At 35.6% G+C, this 16,929-nt stretch carries 18 protein-coding genes; 7 read left to right on the top strand and 11 right to left on the bottom strand.

Annotated elements, in window-relative coordinates; genetic code table 11:
* Positions 1-201 precede the first annotated feature (201 nt).
* The 7 genes from OEZ61_RS05830 to OEZ61_RS05800 all read right to left on the bottom strand — a co-directional run bounded on the left by OEZ61_RS05830 (position 202) and on the right by OEZ61_RS05800 (position 6,704).
* Positions 202-1,242: a zinc-dependent alcohol dehydrogenase family protein gene (locus OEZ61_RS05830; RefSeq protein ID WP_034535122.1), complete on the bottom strand. Its 1,041-nt coding sequence runs from the start codon at positions 1,240-1,242 to the stop codon at positions 202-204.
* 626 nt (positions 1,243-1,868) lie between these two features.
* The gene (locus tag OEZ61_RS05825) at positions 1,869-3,044 is read right to left on the bottom strand and encodes an LPXTG cell wall anchor domain-containing protein (protein WP_034535119.1); all 1,176 of its coding nucleotides are present in this window, start codon (positions 3,042-3,044) and stop codon (positions 1,869-1,871) included.
* A 185-nt stretch (positions 3,045-3,229) separates the two neighbouring features.
* Positions 3,230-4,423, bottom strand: a complete 1,194-nt coding sequence (locus tag OEZ61_RS05820; protein WP_290047140.1) for an LPXTG cell wall anchor domain-containing protein — start codon at positions 4,421-4,423, stop codon at positions 3,230-3,232.
* 146 nt (positions 4,424-4,569) lie between these two features.
* Positions 4,570-4,857 carry a hypothetical protein gene (locus OEZ61_RS05815; RefSeq protein ID WP_034530871.1) on the bottom strand — a complete coding sequence of 96 codons (288 nt, stop codon included), beginning with the start codon at positions 4,855-4,857 and terminating at the stop codon, positions 4,570-4,572.
* A gap of 89 nt (positions 4,858-4,946) precedes the next feature.
* Complete coding sequence (locus OEZ61_RS05810) at positions 4,947-5,801, bottom strand: DUF4097 family beta strand repeat-containing protein (protein WP_290047139.1); 855 nt, start codon at positions 5,799-5,801, stop codon at positions 4,947-4,949.
* Positions 5,788-6,396 (bottom strand): DUF1700 domain-containing protein, encoded by a 609-nt coding sequence (locus OEZ61_RS05805; RefSeq protein ID WP_220382369.1) that lies wholly within the window; start codon positions 6,394-6,396, stop codon positions 5,788-5,790. Before OEZ61_RS05805 ends, OEZ61_RS05810 begins: the two co-directional genes overlap by 14 nt.
* 2 nt (positions 6,397-6,398) lie before the next feature.
* Complete coding sequence (locus OEZ61_RS05800; RefSeq protein ID WP_041152608.1) at positions 6,399-6,704, bottom strand: PadR family transcriptional regulator; 306 nt, start codon at positions 6,702-6,704, stop codon at positions 6,399-6,401.
* A 294-nt stretch (positions 6,705-6,998) separates the two neighbouring features.
* On the opposite strand from OEZ61_RS05800, the gene OEZ61_RS05795 reads away from it, so the two are divergent.
* Entirely contained in the window at positions 6,999-8,609 is a 1,611-nt protein-coding gene (locus OEZ61_RS05795) for an AbiH family protein (RefSeq protein ID WP_290047138.1), read from the top strand.
* A gap of 46 nt (positions 8,610-8,655) precedes the next feature.
* On the opposite strand, the gene OEZ61_RS05790 is transcribed toward OEZ61_RS05795, so the two are convergent.
* Positions 8,656-8,982 (bottom strand): hypothetical protein, encoded by a 327-nt coding sequence (locus tag OEZ61_RS05790; protein WP_290047137.1) that lies wholly within the window; start codon positions 8,980-8,982, stop codon positions 8,656-8,658.
* Positions 8,983-9,212: 230 nt separating this feature from the next.
* Positions 9,213-9,728, bottom strand: coding sequence for a hypothetical protein (locus tag OEZ61_RS05785; RefSeq protein ID WP_220382366.1), 516 nt, complete (start codon positions 9,726-9,728; stop codon positions 9,213-9,215).
* 281 nt (positions 9,729-10,009) lie between these two features.
* Here OEZ61_RS05785 and OEZ61_RS05780 point away from each other — a divergent pair, with 281 nt between their 5' ends.
* From OEZ61_RS05780 to OEZ61_RS05770, 3 genes are all read left to right on the top strand, one after another.
* A complete protein-coding gene (locus OEZ61_RS05780; RefSeq protein WP_220382365.1) occupies positions 10,010-10,768 on the top strand; it encodes a hypothetical protein in 759 nt (252 codons plus the stop codon).
* 49 nt (positions 10,769-10,817) lie between these two features.
* Positions 10,818-11,156: a hypothetical protein gene (locus OEZ61_RS05775; protein WP_220382364.1), complete on the top strand. Its 339-nt coding sequence runs from the start codon at positions 10,818-10,820 to the stop codon at positions 11,154-11,156.
* Between the two features lie 89 nt (positions 11,157-11,245).
* Positions 11,246-11,893 (top strand): hypothetical protein, encoded by a 648-nt coding sequence (locus OEZ61_RS05770; RefSeq protein ID WP_220382363.1) that lies wholly within the window; start codon positions 11,246-11,248, stop codon positions 11,891-11,893.
* A 51-nt stretch (positions 11,894-11,944) separates the two neighbouring features.
* Here OEZ61_RS05770 and OEZ61_RS05765 read toward each other — a convergent pair whose 3' ends face one another.
* Positions 11,945-13,351: a sucrose-6-phosphate hydrolase gene (locus OEZ61_RS05765; RefSeq protein WP_220382362.1), complete on the bottom strand. Its 1,407-nt coding sequence runs from the start codon at positions 13,349-13,351 to the stop codon at positions 11,945-11,947.
* A gap of 262 nt (positions 13,352-13,613) precedes the next feature.
* On the opposite strand from OEZ61_RS05765, the gene scrK reads away from it, so the two are divergent.
* The 3 genes from scrK to OEZ61_RS05750 are packed head-to-tail and all read left to right on the top strand — an operon-like array spanning position 13,614 to position 16,790.
* Positions 13,614-14,510, top strand: a complete 897-nt coding sequence (scrK, locus tag OEZ61_RS05760) for a fructokinase ScrK (protein ID WP_041152611.1) — start codon at positions 13,614-13,616, stop codon at positions 14,508-14,510.
* 18 nt (positions 14,511-14,528) lie between these two features.
* On the top strand, positions 14,529-15,884 hold the full coding sequence (locus OEZ61_RS05755; protein WP_290047136.1) for a glucose-6-phosphate isomerase: 1,356 nt from the start codon (positions 14,529-14,531) through the stop codon (positions 15,882-15,884).
* 15 nt (positions 15,885-15,899) lie between these two features.
* Complete coding sequence (locus OEZ61_RS05750) at positions 15,900-16,790, top strand: ROK family protein (RefSeq protein WP_034535101.1); 891 nt, start codon at positions 15,900-15,902, stop codon at positions 16,788-16,790.
* Between the two features lie 42 nt (positions 16,791-16,832).
* Here the strand turns inward: OEZ61_RS05750 and OEZ61_RS08205 are convergent, their stop codons facing one another.
* Positions 16,833-16,925, bottom strand: a complete 93-nt coding sequence (locus OEZ61_RS08205) for an IS3 family transposase (RefSeq protein ID WP_080719905.1) — start codon at positions 16,923-16,925, stop codon at positions 16,833-16,835.
* Positions 16,926-16,929 lie beyond the last annotated feature (4 nt).

The raw sequence follows: 16,929 nt of genomic DNA, 5'->3' as shown, positions 1-16,929 counted from the left end.
GAAGCCGCCGGTTTACAACAATCGCACATGTACATGTTCATAAAGTTATTCATTTGTGACTCCTCCTCCGATATATTTTCTAACGATTATATCGTATACTAAACGTTTAATTCTGATAAGTCAATTAAAAGCACCTAATCATTTTCTAATTTAAATTATGAAGGTATAAAAAAAGACCGACATCAGTCGATCCTTTAAATATTAATCGTTAACAACAGTAGCCTTGATTGTGTTTCTTTCAGCCATGTCTTTGTATGCTTGGTTAATGTCTTCTAGTTTGTACTTACCTGTGAAGACCTTACCTGGATGAATTGCACCAGTTAATACGGCGTCCAATAATTCTTGTCTGTCGTAAGTAGTAACTGAAGCGATACCACCAGCAAGCGCAATGTTCTTACCAAATGGAGTCACAACATCTAAGTTACCTGAGTGTGGCAAACCAACACGACCAACCTTAGCACCTGGACGAGCAACGTCTAAAGCAGTTTGAGTTGATAGTTCAGTACCAACACATTCTAGAACGGCATCTGCACCGTTACCGTGAGTTAGTTCCATAACCTTCTTCACAGCTTCGTCACCACGTTCTGCGATGATATCGGTAGCACCGAATTCCTTAGCTAACTTTTGTCTGTCTTCGTGTCTACTCATCGCGATGATTTGTTTAGCACCACGTAGCTTTGCAGAAATTACACCACATAGACCAACGGCACCATCACCGATAACTACGGCAGTGTCACCCTTTTGAACGTCAGCAGTACGAGCTGCATGATATCCAGTAGCCATAACATCTGATAGAGCTAATAGTGAATCTAACATTTCATCACTGTAGTCTTCTGGTTTACCAGGAACCTTAACTAGTGACCATTCACCGTGTTGAGCTCTTAGATATTCAGCTTGGGCACTTTGAGTAAAGTTATCTGAATGGTTTAGACAACTTCCATCGTAACCAGCTAAACAAGCGGCACAGTGTCCACAACCATGAGTAAATGGTACGATTACGAAATCACCAGGTTGTAAAGTAGTGATATCCTTACCGACAGTTTCAACAACACCCAATGCTTCGTGACCATTGTTGTAAGCTTTCTTTTTGTATTCGTCTAATCCACGGTATGACCATAAGTCTGATCCGCAGACACAGGTACGAACTACCTTTAGGATAACGTCATCATCTTTTTCAATCTTTGGCATGTCGACGTCTTGAACTTCGACTTTACCAGGTTCAATAAATACTGCACTTTTCATAATTGAAGCCTCCCATATTTTCAATAAGTACAATTATTTCATATAAAGTGCACTTTAAGTCAAATGATAAGCCTCAAAATTTTTGATGTAAAATATTTGCATTATGCGAACGAATGTTCTATTATAATTACAACATACATTTATCCATGAATTCATTCAAAAAAGACATCTTACAACGCTGCGTAAGATGTCTTTTTTATTCACCTTCGAATCTAAGTCTAACCTGATTAACGACTAATATTGATTCTAAAACATTTAAGAATCCTTGTCCGTAGATAATGATTGTGTATCGGTGTATATCAATCGTTAATATTACGGTTAGAATTACCACGATTAAAGGGATTATTAGCCCTGCTAATACAAAGTGTTTCCCAGATCTAACATAGTAGTGTGTGCAACATAGACCTATAAAAAAGATAAAAAATAGAGTTTCTAACATTAAGTACTTCTCTCCTCTTGAAGTACACTTTACACCCCTTATTCTAAAATGTCTTTAATAAATTTTCTCATAATTAAAAAAATTTTACAAAACACTAATAGACCAATCGTATTAACATTAAACCGAAAGTTACAAATTAGACATTTGTAAAAAAAGAAGACCTCATCGGGTCTTCTTTTTCTACTGATTATTTGTTCTTTCTTCTTAGACCGAAGTAAGCAAGACCCAGACCAACGGCAATGGTAGCAACACCTAATGCGATTGCTCTAGCTTGGTTAGTGTTATCACCAGTTTGTGGTAATTTAGCACGAACGTCTTTCTTATCTGCAGCTGGAGTTTGTTGAGCCTTCTTGTGTTCACCCTTGTTGACAGGATCAACAATGACCATTGTCTTTTCATCACTCTTTGGAGCTTGTGATGCAGATGATGAAGAATTTGATGATTGTGCTGAACTTTCAGTTGAAGTAGCAGCTGATGATGAAACGGCTGATGAAGCAGCTTCTGATTTTACTGTTTCTGTTGCTGAACTTGATTGTTTAGTAGTTTCGCTTGATTGCGCTACTGGTTTAGTAGCTTCGCTAGTTGAAACTGATGAAGCACTTTCCTTCTTGTCATCGTTTGATGCAGCTGATTGATCTGCTGAGCTTGATTGTGCTGAACTCTTTACAGTTTGGTCTGAAGCACTTGATTGAACTGTAGTAGTTGAAGAATTTTGAGTAGTAGTTTCAGTAGTTGTGTTGTTTTGTTGAGTGTTTTCGTTAACAACTGTGGTGGTAGGTGCTTTTACTGAAATGTTTACAGTAGTTTGACTGTTATCAACTGAGCCAGGGAATGAATCGTATCCGTAGTTATGTTGTTGGGCCCAAGTAGATAAATCATCAGTCTTAGTTTGGCCAAAGTTTGTTACATTAGATACTGTCTTAGTTTCAACAGTGTGACCGTTTTGATCAACTAGGTTGATGGTTAATGTGTGAGTTGGTTGAGTTAGTTTATAAGTGTAGCTACCAGCTCTGCTTAAATCCAATGTATCAGGAACATTGTTATCACTTGTGCTAACACCAGGATAATCGCTTAAACTGTTTATTAAGTCTGACTTAGCAACTTGTGCATTTTGAACTGGATAGGTAATTACTGATGGATAAAATTTATTATCACCAGCTGGTTTTTGGAATTGATTTCCATATTGATCAGTAAATGTAATTGTTACTAATGATGTTTGTGCAGTTTCATCTGCGTGAGCTGTGTATGTAGATGCGAATTGTCCTGCTTGTGTTCCAGTCAACAATACCCCTGTAATTGCTGAAACGTAAACGAACTTTTTAGTGTTCTTGAATAGTTTTGAATCCTTCTTATTGAACTTCATAGTACAACGTCTCTCTTCTTTATAAAATTTTAATTACAAGAAAATTAAGTTTCTTTAAGTATTATATATTTTTTAAAATTTTTTATGTACTTTTTTGCTCGATTTTATACTTTTTTAAACTTTTGAACCATTTGAAGACAAGAAAAGAAGACCCCAAGGGTCTTCTTTTCTTATTTATAGATAGATTATCTATTCTTTCTTCTTAATCCAAAGAATCCAAGAACAGCACCAACAATCATAGCAATGATACCAACACCGGCAATTGCTTGTTGGTTAGTCTTGTCACCAGTTTGTGGTAACTTATTAGCTTCAGTCTTTGCAGGTTCACCAGCATTGTTACCAGCCTTTTCTTCGCCTGGGTTTACAGAATCATAAATAACTGATGTCTTTTCGTTATCTTTGTTAGCTTCTGACTTCTTTTCAGCCATTGATGATGCTACAGCTGAAGCAACTGATGATTCAGCTGATGAAATGTTTGTAGATTCAGAACTTTGGTTTTCAGCTTGTGATGAGTTAGTTGCTTCACTTGAATTTTCACTGCTTTGGATAGCCTTTGATGATTCCGCTGAGCTTTGTGTTGAGCTTTCTGCGCTGGATGCGTTTGAACTTTCAGCACTTGAAGCTTCGCTGGATTGACTTGAACTAGCTGCACTTGATGTTTCAGCTGATGAGCTTTCACTTGAAGTAGAACTTTCATTAGTGTTAGTTCCAGTTGAAGCAGCGGCTGATGATGTGGTAGTTGAAGCACTTTGTTTGCCTTCGTTATCGTAAGATGCGGAAGCTTGACCATGAATAGTAGTGCCACTGGCACTTGATACGTTAGCCTTTGAAACTTCAACGTTGTATTGGTCTTCGTAGTTGAATGGATCTGAGTAACTGTAGCTGTAATCGTTTGAGAATGGTTCAACTAAGTCCTTAATGTCAGTTGTACCAAAGTCGGTTACAGTATAACCCTTGGTAGCAAGAACAGCATGATTATCCTTATCAATTACGTTAACTGTCAAAGTGTGAGTTGGTTGATTCAAGGTGTAGTTGTATTCTGACTTACTTAAATCAATGGTGTCAGGAATATCCTTGTCGTTCTTGATTTGGTCAGTAAAGTCATATGTCTTATTGTTGTAGTGCAAAGTGTATGAAAGACGTGACTTTTGGAAGTTATTGCTATCACTTGAAGCAGTCACACCACCAAGTGAGTTCTTGTTTTGATCTTGGAAGTTAATTGTTGAATTGTATTTGTATTGATGTTGAGACGTATTGTTTGTGGTATCCGCCTTAGCTAAATAGTTACTGGATGAATTAGCATATTGGGCTCCAGCAAATAATACCCCAGTCATGGCTGCGGCATATACCCATTTCTTAGTATTATTGAATTTAGTCATAATACACAGCTTCTTTCCTATTTCTTTTTACAACTCCATTTTAGGAGTTTTTTGAACGAAGTGTATATTAATGCCGCGATTTTTACCATTTCTTAAAAAAGGTTACAAAAAAATAAAGACCGGCTCAATTGAGTCGGTCTAATTCTTTAAATATTCCACTTACCGTCTACCTTTTTGAACTTAGGTGCACGGTGTTTTTTAATATCTTCTTCAGCTTCACTTACAGCTTGTTCACGAATGTCTTCTGAGTATTCGGAAATCATATCAATGAAGTCGTCGTCGGTGATATTTTGATCATTTTGGCTGTTGTATTCTTCCTTACTATTCTTTAATAGCACTTGGCCAATTTCTTCGACGTCAGCGTCACTTAAGTCTGAGTAGACAGCTACCCATAAATTATACATGTAATTAAAAACGATTTTATCGTTAAACACGTTATTGTCCCTCCTGATATGATTTACATTATTATACTTATAATTTTACTATATTTGCTAATAAATTTATATGCTATATCGTAAAATGATTATTCTAACACTGTAATTGTTCCTGTATTGGACTTGAATCGATATTGTTTGTCAGTGTTAACCGCCTTAGTTGCTGTTTTCACCGTTGGCTTTGGTCCAGATGTCTTCACATCTAATTGTGCATCTTCTGATTTCTTTAATTGCGCAAAGATGTTACCAGTGTCGGTAGTAACTGACATATGACTTTCAATTGTCGGTCTGTCGATGTTGACATCCCCATTAGTTGACTTGACTGCCAATGACTGAAAACTACTATTGTGTAGGTCAACGTAGTTATCCCCTGCATCGATTTGGCTAGCATCCCCATTGAATGTACTATCGGCCACTGAGACACGGTCTTCGATGCCGCGCACACGAATTGACTTGGCGTTAACGTCCTTTAATTTGACGTTACCCCATCCGGTAATGTCCATTGGCAATTTATTACTGTAGTGTTTTAGCTTTAGACTGAAACGATTATCGAGGCCATCAACCTTAGTCAATTGGTGACTTGGCACTGTCACGGTCACAAATGATAATCGTGATAATTCACCCATTTGGAAGTTGGTTGAGAAGCTACTTTCGTTATTATCTTGGCGTAGTTCCAAGGTATTGTTTTGCACCTTATATGCCAGTGGATGATCCTTAGAATCGGTTGAGGTAATGGTAAACTTGCTACCGGATTTAATTGTTAGATTGATGTTTCCATAAGCACTAATCTTGTCGTATGCCTTTACCGGTTTGGTGTATGTCTTATCCATGTTACGACTAAAGAAAATATCGGTGATGCTTTGGTCGGCCTTAGCATATCCAATTGAGAAGACGATTCCTCCAGCAACGATTAGACCTAATCCGATTAGACTAAATTTCTTCATTGTTGACTCTCCCTTCAGCATTGCCATATCTTAGGCACTTCTTGTATGTCCAGATTGTGACGTGTTGAATCCAGTTGGCCAACTTTCTCACTAACCATTTTGATAATGGATATAGTTCCATGGAAAGCCCTAGGGAGAATAGCGCCACCCCTAATACCATGATACTTTCAAACATGTGACCGGTAATGTTAGTCACGCCCCATACCGTTGTACATAGGAATACGATAAAGGTCAAAATTAATACTAATACCACAGCAAGTACCATTAAGCTGGCTGCTAAAACGGTAGCAAAAATAACTAGAATTAGACTGATTACGACTGGCACTAGTAGTGGGCTGGCAAACAATGCCAAGATCACAATTGATGGTAGTTCCCAGAATTTTTGTGGTGTTGAACTATCTGAATTGTTGATAGAAATATCGGCACGAATTTGTAGTGCTAAACGGTTTGGTGTACCCAATTCCTTCACACATTCCTCGTATGTATTTAAGTTTCCATCCGTTAGATAGTCGGTGTAATAGCTGATAGCGTCCATCGCGTCTTGTTCTCTAAGTTTCTTTAAGTGTTGAGTCAGTTCCTCGATATACTGATTCAAATTTATCCCCCCATTAAGTCATCGATGCCGGTCTTAAACGCCATCCATTCTGTCTTTACTTCTTCTAGCTGTGTCTTCCCTGCTTCAGTAATTCGGTAGTATCTGCGGTTTCTTCCTTCAAACGATTCGTCGTATGTGTCGACCAATCCCTCTGATTTTAAACGGCGCATGACCGGATACATTGTCGAATTAGAAACATTAATGGATTCTTGAACTCGCTTAGTAAGTTCATATCCATACATCTCTTCTTGTTCCAATAGACCCAAGACACAACCATCTAATAGCTTTGTTGCTACTTTAATGGCCATTTGAACATCTCCAATTATATTTCAGATCATATTATACGACATATAATATTATACAAAAATAAAAAAAGCAACTAGAAATTTAATCTAGCTGCTTTTCATCAAAAAGCTTTAGTTATATTTTTTTCAAAGTAAATTCATACAAACACCAGTAAATACAGGCGTATACAAAAAGAACAAACTATATATAAATATATGTATATTTTTTGCGTCATATTTTTACGGAATCTTAAATTTAATTAAGCTAAACAGATGTTATTATTCCCCTGAAAATACTAATACATATGGGGGATTTTTATGGATAATTCATCTACCAACAAAAGTTTAATTATTTTAGGAAACGGTGCAGATTTATACTGCAAATTAAATACAACTTTCAAAGATTTTTTAACCCAAGAAAACAATAAGAACATTTCCAATGTATATAAATCTTTAAAAGCTCTAAAGGTCTTTGATCTTGGTCTAAAAAATATTGTTTTAACATCACCACAAGCAATAAAAAATCATAAATTTCTACAAAAAGTTTACCGATTCCCTATTTACCAATTATTGAATAAAAATATTTCCATCGATTCATTTCTGGATGATGAATTTAAAAAAGATGATTCTAATCCTGAAGAAAGTGAAAGGACAAAAAATAAAATAAATCATGAAGTAAATGAAGTAATATCTGTTCTTAATGAAACCATGCCAGACATTTCCGAAATGAGCTTTTGGGAAATACTATTAATTCTGATGGATCAAATTAATGGTTCATGGTATGACATAGAAACTTGTATGAGAGACTTTTTAACGATGCAAAGCATCATGAGCGATCCCGATAAGTCAGCGATAGAATATATTCATGATTCTATCAGGGATTTAAGCAGTGAAGAATTTTTCTCAATCAATGAAATGGAAAGCTATAATCCCCTAAATAATTTTAACTTTAGATTTATAATCTACGTAATTAGTTACAAGATTATTAAAAATAATGATGATATGGATAGCAACAGACAGTTGTGCTTAACTACTAGTCAATGCCAAAGTTTTTTATTAAATGAATTGTATGACTATGAAAATAAATTCAGCAACTTTGTTGAATCTGAGGTAAATAAAAATCTAGGCGATTCGAAAAATAAAAATGAAGAAAATAATAACAGAACAAATGAAAATAATTATTACAAGCTAATGAACACCTTGATTCCTGTTTTAATAAGCCTATCAAATAATAATAAAGCAAACATACTATCATTCAATTACACTTCCGTAACCCCCAACAGCAAGTATGTAGACAAATTTAAAAATATTCACGGTAGTCTATATTTAAAAAATGAAAAAAGAAGTAGCAGCATAAACAAAAGCAATGTTATTTTTGGAATAGACAGTAACACCTCTTTTCCAGATAAATTAAATCAATCAAGCGTTGAATTAATTTATCCATTTACAAAGACACAAAGAGTTATTGGCCTATCAACAGATACCGATGACGATGTCAAAAATAGAATATCTAATCTCCTATCAACTAATAAAAAAGAAAGCAAACACGTAAATGCAATCGAAGATAATATCAATGAAATTGTTTTCTTTGGACATTCTCTTGGCGAATCGGACTACTCATACTTCATATCAATTTTTGATTACTACAATCTACATGACTCCAAAATAACGCTAAAATTTGTTTTCAATCCTAAAAGAGGTGAGAAAGAACCATCTTTTGCCGATGTGAGAAACGTTAGATTAAGACAAGCAAAGAAAATATCTAGCCTAATTAATAGATATGCAAATACATTAGAAAACAAAAGTCACGGAAAAAATTTACTTCATAAGTTATTGGTCGAAGATAGACTTCAAATTGTCGACATTAGAGATATTGATACCGATCAAATGTGGGCAAGAATAAGTGAACTAAACGAAAAAAGCAACTAGAGTTTAATTTAGCTGCTTTTTTATTAAAATTGATTGAATCTTCGTATTATTTAACCTTCGTATCTTGATATTTTTGAATTTGTTTTTCCAAAGCTAATGATTTTGTAAATATAAGTACTCTACAAGACTTAACGTTGTACATGTAAAGACCTTTAGTCCCCTTGTAAGAGTACACATAATAACCTACCTTAGATTTTTTTGATTTTTTTGTTCCCCACTTTTGATTGTAAAACAAAGTTTGTCCGTTTTGCTTTCCACTTACAGCGTAAACTGGAGTGATATAGCTATTCTTTTTCACTTTTACGTGCTTATCATGAATATTGTGTAATTCAAGAATCGATTGTTCATTGTATTGGTCATCGGTAAAAATCATGCGATTTTTAGTAATCTTTAAATAAACATTTTCGTTTCCACGCTTATTTTTGTATCTCAAGTGTCATGTTCCACGAGCTATCTTGGGATAAGAACTAATATAGTATTTTTTAGCTGATGCAGATGCCATGTTTGTCGAAAAACTAACGGCTATGAAAGCGAACGCTACTAGAACTAGTAATTTGATTATATTTTTGGTTTTCATAAATTCTATCCCGTGATAAGTACGTATTATTCTTTATTCACAAATTCTTCAGCTAACTTTTGAGTTCTAAAGTAACCAGTAACTGTATTATATTTGCGATCATAAAGAACTAAAATTGCGTGTCCTTTAAATGTTGAACGAGAACAAATAAAATTTGGTTTGGCACTTCTCTTAGTGTTCCATGTCTTAGAAAAGTAGAATTTCTTACCACCTTTTCCGATATAATATCCAACATATTTTGGAGTGAACTTAGCCTTTTTATTAACCTTAACGTGTTTAGCGTTAACGTTGTATAGTACTGTTCCATATTGAGTGCCATCACTAAATGCTTGAAGTGATTTATTCTTTTTAAATGCAACTGCTTCGAAGTATTCTCCATTTTTGGTCTTGGTTACCTCATACCAAATTCCTTGCATTGATTTTGGATAACTATCGATGTAGTGAACCTTAGTTGACGCAGTTGCCTTGTTTGTTGAAAAACTAATGGCAACGAATGCGAATGCTACTAATGCTAGTAGCTTGATCATATTTTTAAACCTCATAAATGTATCCCCCGAATATAATTATTACGTTTCGATTATAATTATATTATTAAATTTTAATTTAATCGATGGAAAATCAAAAAGGCAACTAGTCATTACATTAGTTGTCTTTTTAAAATTATTGATATTTTATTCATTTTTGGGCAAATAATTTTACGTAATTTTAAATTTAATTAACACCCTCAAATGTTAGTATTCCCTTGAACAGTGAAAAATAATACAAAAATTAGTCTAACTAATTTCATTGATCAAATAACATTATTTTAGAAGGGAAGTTTGATATGAGAAAGAATAAATTATTTAAATTAACTGCCATTCCTTTTACTATCTTTTTCATCCTAGGTGTATTTAGAAACGTATCCGCACAGGCTTCAAATAAATACAATCATTCGGTTAATGTAAAGCATGTGAAAGTGAAAATTAAAACTAAATATGTATATACTTCTCTTTCTTTAAAGCACAGGAAACGTATCAACAGTAACAAAGTATTTGTTTATTCCAAATACATCCATTTCAACAAAAAACTTAATCATGCTTTATATAAATACGTGTCATCAGGAAAAATACATGGTTGGGTAAACACTAAATATGTAAAAACAATAAAATCTGTAAAGCACAAAGAAACAAAACGTCAGTCTGGAAAACAATATATTCCAAATAAAGAAAATATAAAAAGAGAATTTAAAAAGTTACTAGATCCTTATTTAGTGAAATACGGTAAAAAATATGGAGCAACTACTGGTAAAATGATTGAACCTATTGTTGATAAAAATGGCTATGGCTCTGAATTTGTTGTTACATCTGGAAACGCTGCGAAATCTGATAAAGAAATGGCAAAAATTCTTTTTAACGGACTACTTAATGGAACTCTAATGACTTACCTTGAAGATCATAGTTATGTGAGTGTCATCATAGATCACATTGACATAGACCCTAGCGATGGCACCATTGACGCTAGGTTATATCTAACTTGGTATAGTGATATGAGTATTCAACCTAAGTTCGAAATTCTTAATGGAAAGCCCGTTTATAATTACTAAATAATATTGATTCAGAAAAATAAATTTATTTTTTGGGAGAGATGAAAAAATGTCAAATAGAGTTAGTGAAGAAATATATGATCAAAATAATATTTACTGTACAGAGATGCTAAAAAATAATTTTCTAAGTCATCAATTAATTTCAAAAAGCATATCTGTATATAAAGCCGGTATACAAAAAAGAAATGGTAAATATCCAGTCCGATTAACTGATAGTCATAATAGTAGAGACATTATAATTGACTGGGATAACGGTGAAACTTATGGAATTGATTCATTACCAAATAATTTTTATCAAACATATTCGTTACTTTATAACGAATTGTCATATGAAAATGACACACTTACAATTCGTACAGGTGAATATGATATAGATATTAATGAATAATCATAGCATTTCCCTGTATTATTTTAATTGAATTTATATACAGTTAAACTTATAGTGATATAATTTCAACGAAAGAGGGATTGATAATTATGATCAATAAAAGAATTTTAATTAAATTATTGAGTGGGCTTGCAATAGCATCAACTTTATCGGTTAGTGCCAATGCATCCAGACATAAATCCACTACTAAAAATCCTGTAAAGCCACGAGTATCAAGGGTTACCTATAAATACAACGCAACCAATAAACAACTTCTAATTAAAGGCCAAGCTGAAGGATTCAATAAAATTTCCGTTAAGTATGGACACAAAAAGGCTCGTATATTTAAGGTCGATAAACACTCTGCATTCAATGTAAAATACTACTTTAGAGGATACAGTACTTTTACTGTATATGGAGTAAACCGTAAAGGTAAGATTGTTTCTAACAAATACAAGATTAGTTCAGATAAATATGCCACTGAAAAACCTGTAGTTTATAAAAACACTAGAAACAAAAAGGGAGAAAAAATTTATCTTAGAAATGTCACTCCATCTATTATCAGAGTCTTTAATAAAGGAAAGTTAATTAAAGAATTCGTTTCAGATACAAGTGTAAACACAATTTTTATTAGCCAAAAACAATTAAAAAAGGCTAATTCAATCACAATTAATCAAAAGGCTTTTCATAAGAAAACAAGTATTAGGGTAAAAGTTCCGAAGTTATCAATTGATGAAAATTATGTAATTAACTACTAAGTAGATAGCGAACCAAAAAGGCAACTAGCCATCAAGCTAGTTGCCCTTTTTTTACATATTATTTACTCTGTTTTGTTTAACAATCATATTTTCGCTATTCACCCTGACTTCATTACCGTCGTGGAAGAATTGTCCGGTCATGGTAATCTTGCCACCTAGAATGTAGATTTCAAATACAGTGTTGTCTAAATAGAAGTCAATTGATGAAGCTTCACCCTTGAATGTGCGAATTGAAACGTCTTCACCGACATTTTTACGTTTCAATGTCCATTCTTGGTCACTTTCATCGTATGACAAACGAAGATAGCTATCTTCTGATTCCAAGTTCAAATTGAAGTGTTCATCAAATGGAGCAGCTTCAATGTGTTTTTGTAAATCAGTGTCACTTGCTTCGTCTTCTTCGATTAATTGTTTGAATTCTTGGACTGGTCGTTGGGTCAAGTTGCCGTTTTCAATGTGTAATTCTCTTACCATTGAAAGTTCACCTTCCCAACCTTCTTGATCAGATAGGTATTCGGTATCAGGTAAACCAACCCAGCCAACTGATAGCAAACGACCATCTGGAGAATTCAATACTTGAGTCGCGTAGTAGTCAAAACCTTCATCTAATTGTTTCATTTTAGAAGGATTGATTAACTTCATTGATTCAAAGTCCAAGTCATCCGCTACGATATATGCGTTTGGATGAACGTTGTCATAATGGAATTCGTGTTTATCAGCACCCTGTGGGCAGAAAATCACAACGACCTTGCCATCAACGAAACCAACGTTTGGACATTCGGCCATGTATCCCAAATTGTCAGTCCCTAGGTCTAACTTTTTATATAGTTTCCAGCCGTTTTCAATGTCTTTGGTGCGGTAGGTTAGAATTTCACCAGCATTATCGACGGTTTGGGCACCCAAGAATGCGTAGTAGTAGTCACCGTGTTTGATGACTTGTGGGTCTCTAAAGTGACCGGTAACTCCTTCCGGTTCACTTTCAATCAATGGGTGATCTAGTTTTGAAATATTATTATCGGCATCCATCCACGCACCTAATTGGTAAGGATGTCTGGCCATCTCTTCACCCTCAAAAGTGTTTCCGGTGTACATCAAGAATAGCTTACCGTCGACATTAATGGCACTACCGGAATAACATCCATTACGGTCATAATATATGTCCGGCACCATTGGTTTGTCGATGAACTTCCAGTGGACTAAGTCGTCTGACACCATGTGTTGCCAACTCTTTAAACCGTGCACAGCACCGTATGGGAATGCTTGGTAGAACAAGTGCCATTGATTGTTGAAATATGAAAAACCGTTGGGGTCATTCAACAAACCGGTCTGAGTAGTAATGTGATATCCAGGACGCCAGTGGGATTTAGCAATCTTTGTTGCCAATTTCTTTAACACTTCTGGGTCCCAATCTTTGTATAGTCGACCTAATCGATCGATATTCCAGTACTTTGTATCCATTTTTCTAGCCTCACTTTTTTTGTATTATTGTGTCTAATTGTATCAGGTTTGAAGGATTAATGAAACCGTTTACATAACCTTTATAAAATCTTTAAAAAGCCCGTCATTATAGTTATATATCCATGATAACCAATTTTTCAATTCTTAACCTTTTTTTAACTATTTTTTTCTTGTATTTAGAAAAATCGGGTCCATAATAAAAATTGGGAGCGCATTCAAAAACTAATGCTCCCCAAAGAAAAAGGTTAAAGGAGATTCAACTATGAAATTTGGTAGCATTGAAGCAGGCGGAACAAAATTTGTTTGCGCCGTAGGTAATGAAAACTATGAAATTCTTGACAGTGTGAGAATTCCTACCACCACTCCTGATGAAACATTAAGCAAATGTATTGAATACTTTGAAAAATTCGACGATTTAACAGCCATGAGTATTGCGTCATTTGGTCCCATCGAAGTGCGCACAGACTCACCAAAATATGGTTATATAACAGACACACCAAAACCAAACTGGTCCAACACTAACTTCTTAGGAACAATGAAGAAACACTTCGATATTCCTATTTTCTGGACTACTGATGTTAATGGTTCCGCTTATGGTGAATACATTACATCAATTAGAAATCATAATCCATTACAAACACTGGTATACTATACTTTCGGTACTGGTGTTGGAGCCGGAATTATCAATGAAGGTTCATTCATTGGTTCTCTAGGTCACCCTGAAGCTGGACACATTTATCTAAAACGCCATCCAGACGATTTAGACTTCAAGGGATTATGTCCATACCACCACAGCTGTCTAGAAGGTCTAGCAGCTGGTCCTACTTTTGACGTTCGTTGCGGTAAGAAAGGTAAAGATGTTCCTATGGATGATCCTGTCTGGGACATCATGGCTTACTACATTGCCCAAGCGGTAATGCAAGCCACCCTATTCATTCGTCCACAAAAAGTTATTTTAGGTGGTGGAGTAATTTCAGAACCAGTTATCAAGAAAGTTCGTGAACAATTCAAGAAAATGTTCAACGATTACGTTGATGTTGGTGACTTAGATTACTATATCACCATGCCAGCATGTGAAGACAACGGTTCAGCTACAATCGGTAACTTCGCACTAGCATCAAGACAATACTACAAAGAAAACATCGTTAAGATTGATTAATCGATGGAGGAACATAAAATGAAACGAGTTGAATTAGACACCAAAGGTCTAAAGTCCTTTGTGCAATCAAATGAATTAAAGGAAATCGCCCCAATGGTACAAACCGCCCGTGACTTACTAGTTCATGGAACCGGTGTTGAAGCCAAAATGGGTGACTGGGTAAACCTACCAGAAGAATACGATCCCGTTGAATTCGACCGTATTAAAGACGCTGCCAGAGACATTCAAGAAAACTCTGATGTCCTAGTTGTTATCGGTATCGGTGGTTCATACTTAGGTGCCAAGATGGCATTAGATTTCCTACACGGAAGTTTCTTCAACTTAGAAGGTACTGACAAGCACCCTCAAATCTTCTTCGCAGGAAACACTATTAGCCCTGCTTACACTGCCGACTTACTACGTGTAATCGGTGACCGTGACTTCTCAGTTAACGTGATTTCTAAATCAGGTACCACTACTGAACCAGCAATGGCATTTAGAATCTTCAAGGAAAAGTTAATTGAAAAATACGGTGAAGAAGAAGCTAACAAACGTATTTACGTAACTACTGACGCTAAGAAAGGTGCTTTACACGATGAAGCAATCGATCAAGGCTACACTAGTTTCGTAATCCCTGATGGAATCGGTGGAAGATACTCAGTCCTAACTCCGGTTGGTCTACTTCCAATCGCCGCATCAGGTGCTAACATCGATGATTTAATGGACGGTGCACACGAAGCTCAAGTTGCATTAAAGGACGCTCCTTTATATGAAAACGACTCACTTCTATACGCTGCTTTCCGAAACATCTTGTACCGTAAGGGCTACACTAACGAAATCCTTGAAAGTTACGAACCACATCTTCGTTTCCTAGCCGAATGGTGGAAACAACTTGCGGGTGAAACTGAAGGAAAGAACTACAAGGGTATCTACCCTAGCTCAGCTATCTTCAGTACTGATTTACACTCATTGGGTCAATACATCCAAGAAGGGATGCGTAACCTAATGGAAACAGTTGTTGAAATCAAACAACCTGCTTCAAACCTAGGTATTCCTGCCAACGAAGAAAACTTAGATGGTCTAAAGTACTTGGAGAACACTACAATGGACGAAGTTAACAAGACTGCTAGAGAAGCCGTTGTTATCGCCCACACAAACGGTGGCGTACCAAACATGTTGGTAACCGCTGAAGACAACAGCGAGGCTACTTTAGGTTACTTAATCTACTTCTTCGAATTTGCAATTGCAGTTTCAGGTTACCTAAACGGTATCAACCCATTCAACCAACCAGGCGTTGAAGACTACAAGCAAAACATGTTTGCCCTACTTGGTAAACCAGGATACGCAGAAAGACGTAAGGAAATTCAAGAACAAGATAACGAAAAATTTCACTAAAAAGAGGCGTTGAATATGTTATTAGGAAGTCTCTGTACCACTGATCACAACCAAATGGTTTGTGCCGTTGGTGACGGTAAGTGCAACATCTCAGACTGGATTGTAATTGATTTAACTGAACCTCAAGAAACTTTGAAAAAAGCTATCGACTACTTCAAAGGTTTTGACGATTTAGCAGCTATTGGTATCTCATCATTCGGTCCTTTGGAACTTCGTACTTACTCTTCTCAATACGGTTATATTAAAGAATCCTCCCGCCCTAACTGGCAAAATATCAACCTATTGGGCACATTCAAACATCATTTCAATATTCCAATCTCATTTACAACTGATGTTAACAGTCGTGCCTATGGAGAGTACATTAGCTCGATTCTAAACGATGATCCTATCTTGAGTCTGGCATACATCACAATCAGTGATGGTGTCGGTGTCGGAATTGTAAACGATGGAAAGTTTGTTGGACATATGGGAAGTCCTGAAATTGGTCATATCATTCCCCAAAGAAACGTTAACGACCAAGACTTCAAAGGAACCTGTCCATATCAAGGTGACTGTCTAGAAGGACTTGTATCAACCAAGGCCATCGAAGCCAGGACTCACCAACGCCCACAAGAAATCTCAATGTTTAACCCCCTATGGGATACTGTGGCGTTCTACATTGCACAATCCGTAATTCAAACCACTGTCTTCATTAGACCACAAAAGGTTATCTTAGGTGGTAGTATCTTAAACGAAATAGAATTAGGCAAGATTAAGGAACAATTCAAGAAGCTATTCGATGGCTACCTTGATGTCGGTGATATCGATCAATACATCACACTTCCTAGTCAAGACGCTGACAAGTTATCAATCATTGGTAACCTTGCTTTAGCAAAACAACAATTCTACTCAGAAGACATTAGATAAATAAAAAAGACGCTGACCTGAACCCCTAAAATTGGAAGATGGTTATGCTATTTTCTGGGAGGAATTGATCCGGTATTCAACCGGTGACATTCCTCCCAGTTTTTGTTTTATACGATAATTGTTGTAATAAGATATATAT

The sequence above is a fragment of the Apilactobacillus sp. EABW-1NA genome, assembly GCF_030398685.1.
GTDB lineage: Bacteria > Bacillota > Bacilli > Lactobacillales > Lactobacillaceae > Apilactobacillus > Apilactobacillus waqarii.
Note: the sequence above shows the minus strand (reverse complement) of the source record. Positions and strands in the feature narration are given on the sequence as shown.

What these genes read in the sequence shown, in the direction of transcription:
- OEZ61_RS05830 (WP_034535122.1), bottom strand. Translation starts at nt 1,242, where the DNA reads ATGAAAAGTGCAGTATTTATTGAACCTGGTAAAGTCGAAGTTCAAGAC.
- OEZ61_RS05825 (WP_034535119.1), bottom strand. Translation starts at nt 3,044, where the DNA reads ATGAAGTTCAATAAGAAGGATTCAAAACTATTCAAGAACACTAAAAAG.
- OEZ61_RS05820 (WP_290047140.1), bottom strand. Translation starts at nt 4,423, where the DNA reads ATGACTAAATTCAATAATACTAAGAAATGGGTATATGCCGCAGCCATG.
- OEZ61_RS05810 (WP_290047139.1), bottom strand. Translation starts at nt 5,801, where the DNA reads ATGAAGAAATTTAGTCTAATCGGATTAGGTCTAATCGTTGCTGGAGGA.
- OEZ61_RS05800 (WP_041152608.1), bottom strand. Translation starts at nt 6,704, where the DNA reads ATGGCCATTAAAGTAGCAACAAAGCTATTAGATGGTTGTGTCTTGGGT.
- OEZ61_RS05795 (WP_290047138.1), top strand. Translation starts at nt 6,999, where the DNA reads ATGGATAATTCATCTACCAACAAAAGTTTAATTATTTTAGGAAACGGT.
- OEZ61_RS05790 (WP_290047137.1), bottom strand. Translation starts at nt 8,982, where the DNA reads ATGATTTTTACCGATGACCAATACAATGAACAATCGATTCTTGAATTA.
- OEZ61_RS05785 (WP_220382366.1), bottom strand. Translation starts at nt 9,728, where the DNA reads ATGAGGTTTAAAAATATGATCAAGCTACTAGCATTAGTAGCATTCGCA.
- OEZ61_RS05780 (WP_220382365.1), top strand. Translation starts at nt 10,010, where the DNA reads ATGAGAAAGAATAAATTATTTAAATTAACTGCCATTCCTTTTACTATC.
- OEZ61_RS05775 (WP_220382364.1), top strand. Translation starts at nt 10,818, where the DNA reads ATGTCAAATAGAGTTAGTGAAGAAATATATGATCAAAATAATATTTAC.
- OEZ61_RS05770 (WP_220382363.1), top strand. Translation starts at nt 11,246, where the DNA reads ATGATCAATAAAAGAATTTTAATTAAATTATTGAGTGGGCTTGCAATA.
- OEZ61_RS05765 (WP_220382362.1), bottom strand. Translation starts at nt 13,351, where the DNA reads ATGGATACAAAGTACTGGAATATCGATCGATTAGGTCGACTATACAAA.
- scrK (WP_041152611.1), top strand. Translation starts at nt 13,614, where the DNA reads ATGAAATTTGGTAGCATTGAAGCAGGCGGAACAAAATTTGTTTGCGCC.
- OEZ61_RS05755 (WP_290047136.1), top strand. Translation starts at nt 14,529, where the DNA reads ATGAAACGAGTTGAATTAGACACCAAAGGTCTAAAGTCCTTTGTGCAA.
- OEZ61_RS05750 (WP_034535101.1), top strand. Translation starts at nt 15,900, where the DNA reads ATGTTATTAGGAAGTCTCTGTACCACTGATCACAACCAAATGGTTTGT.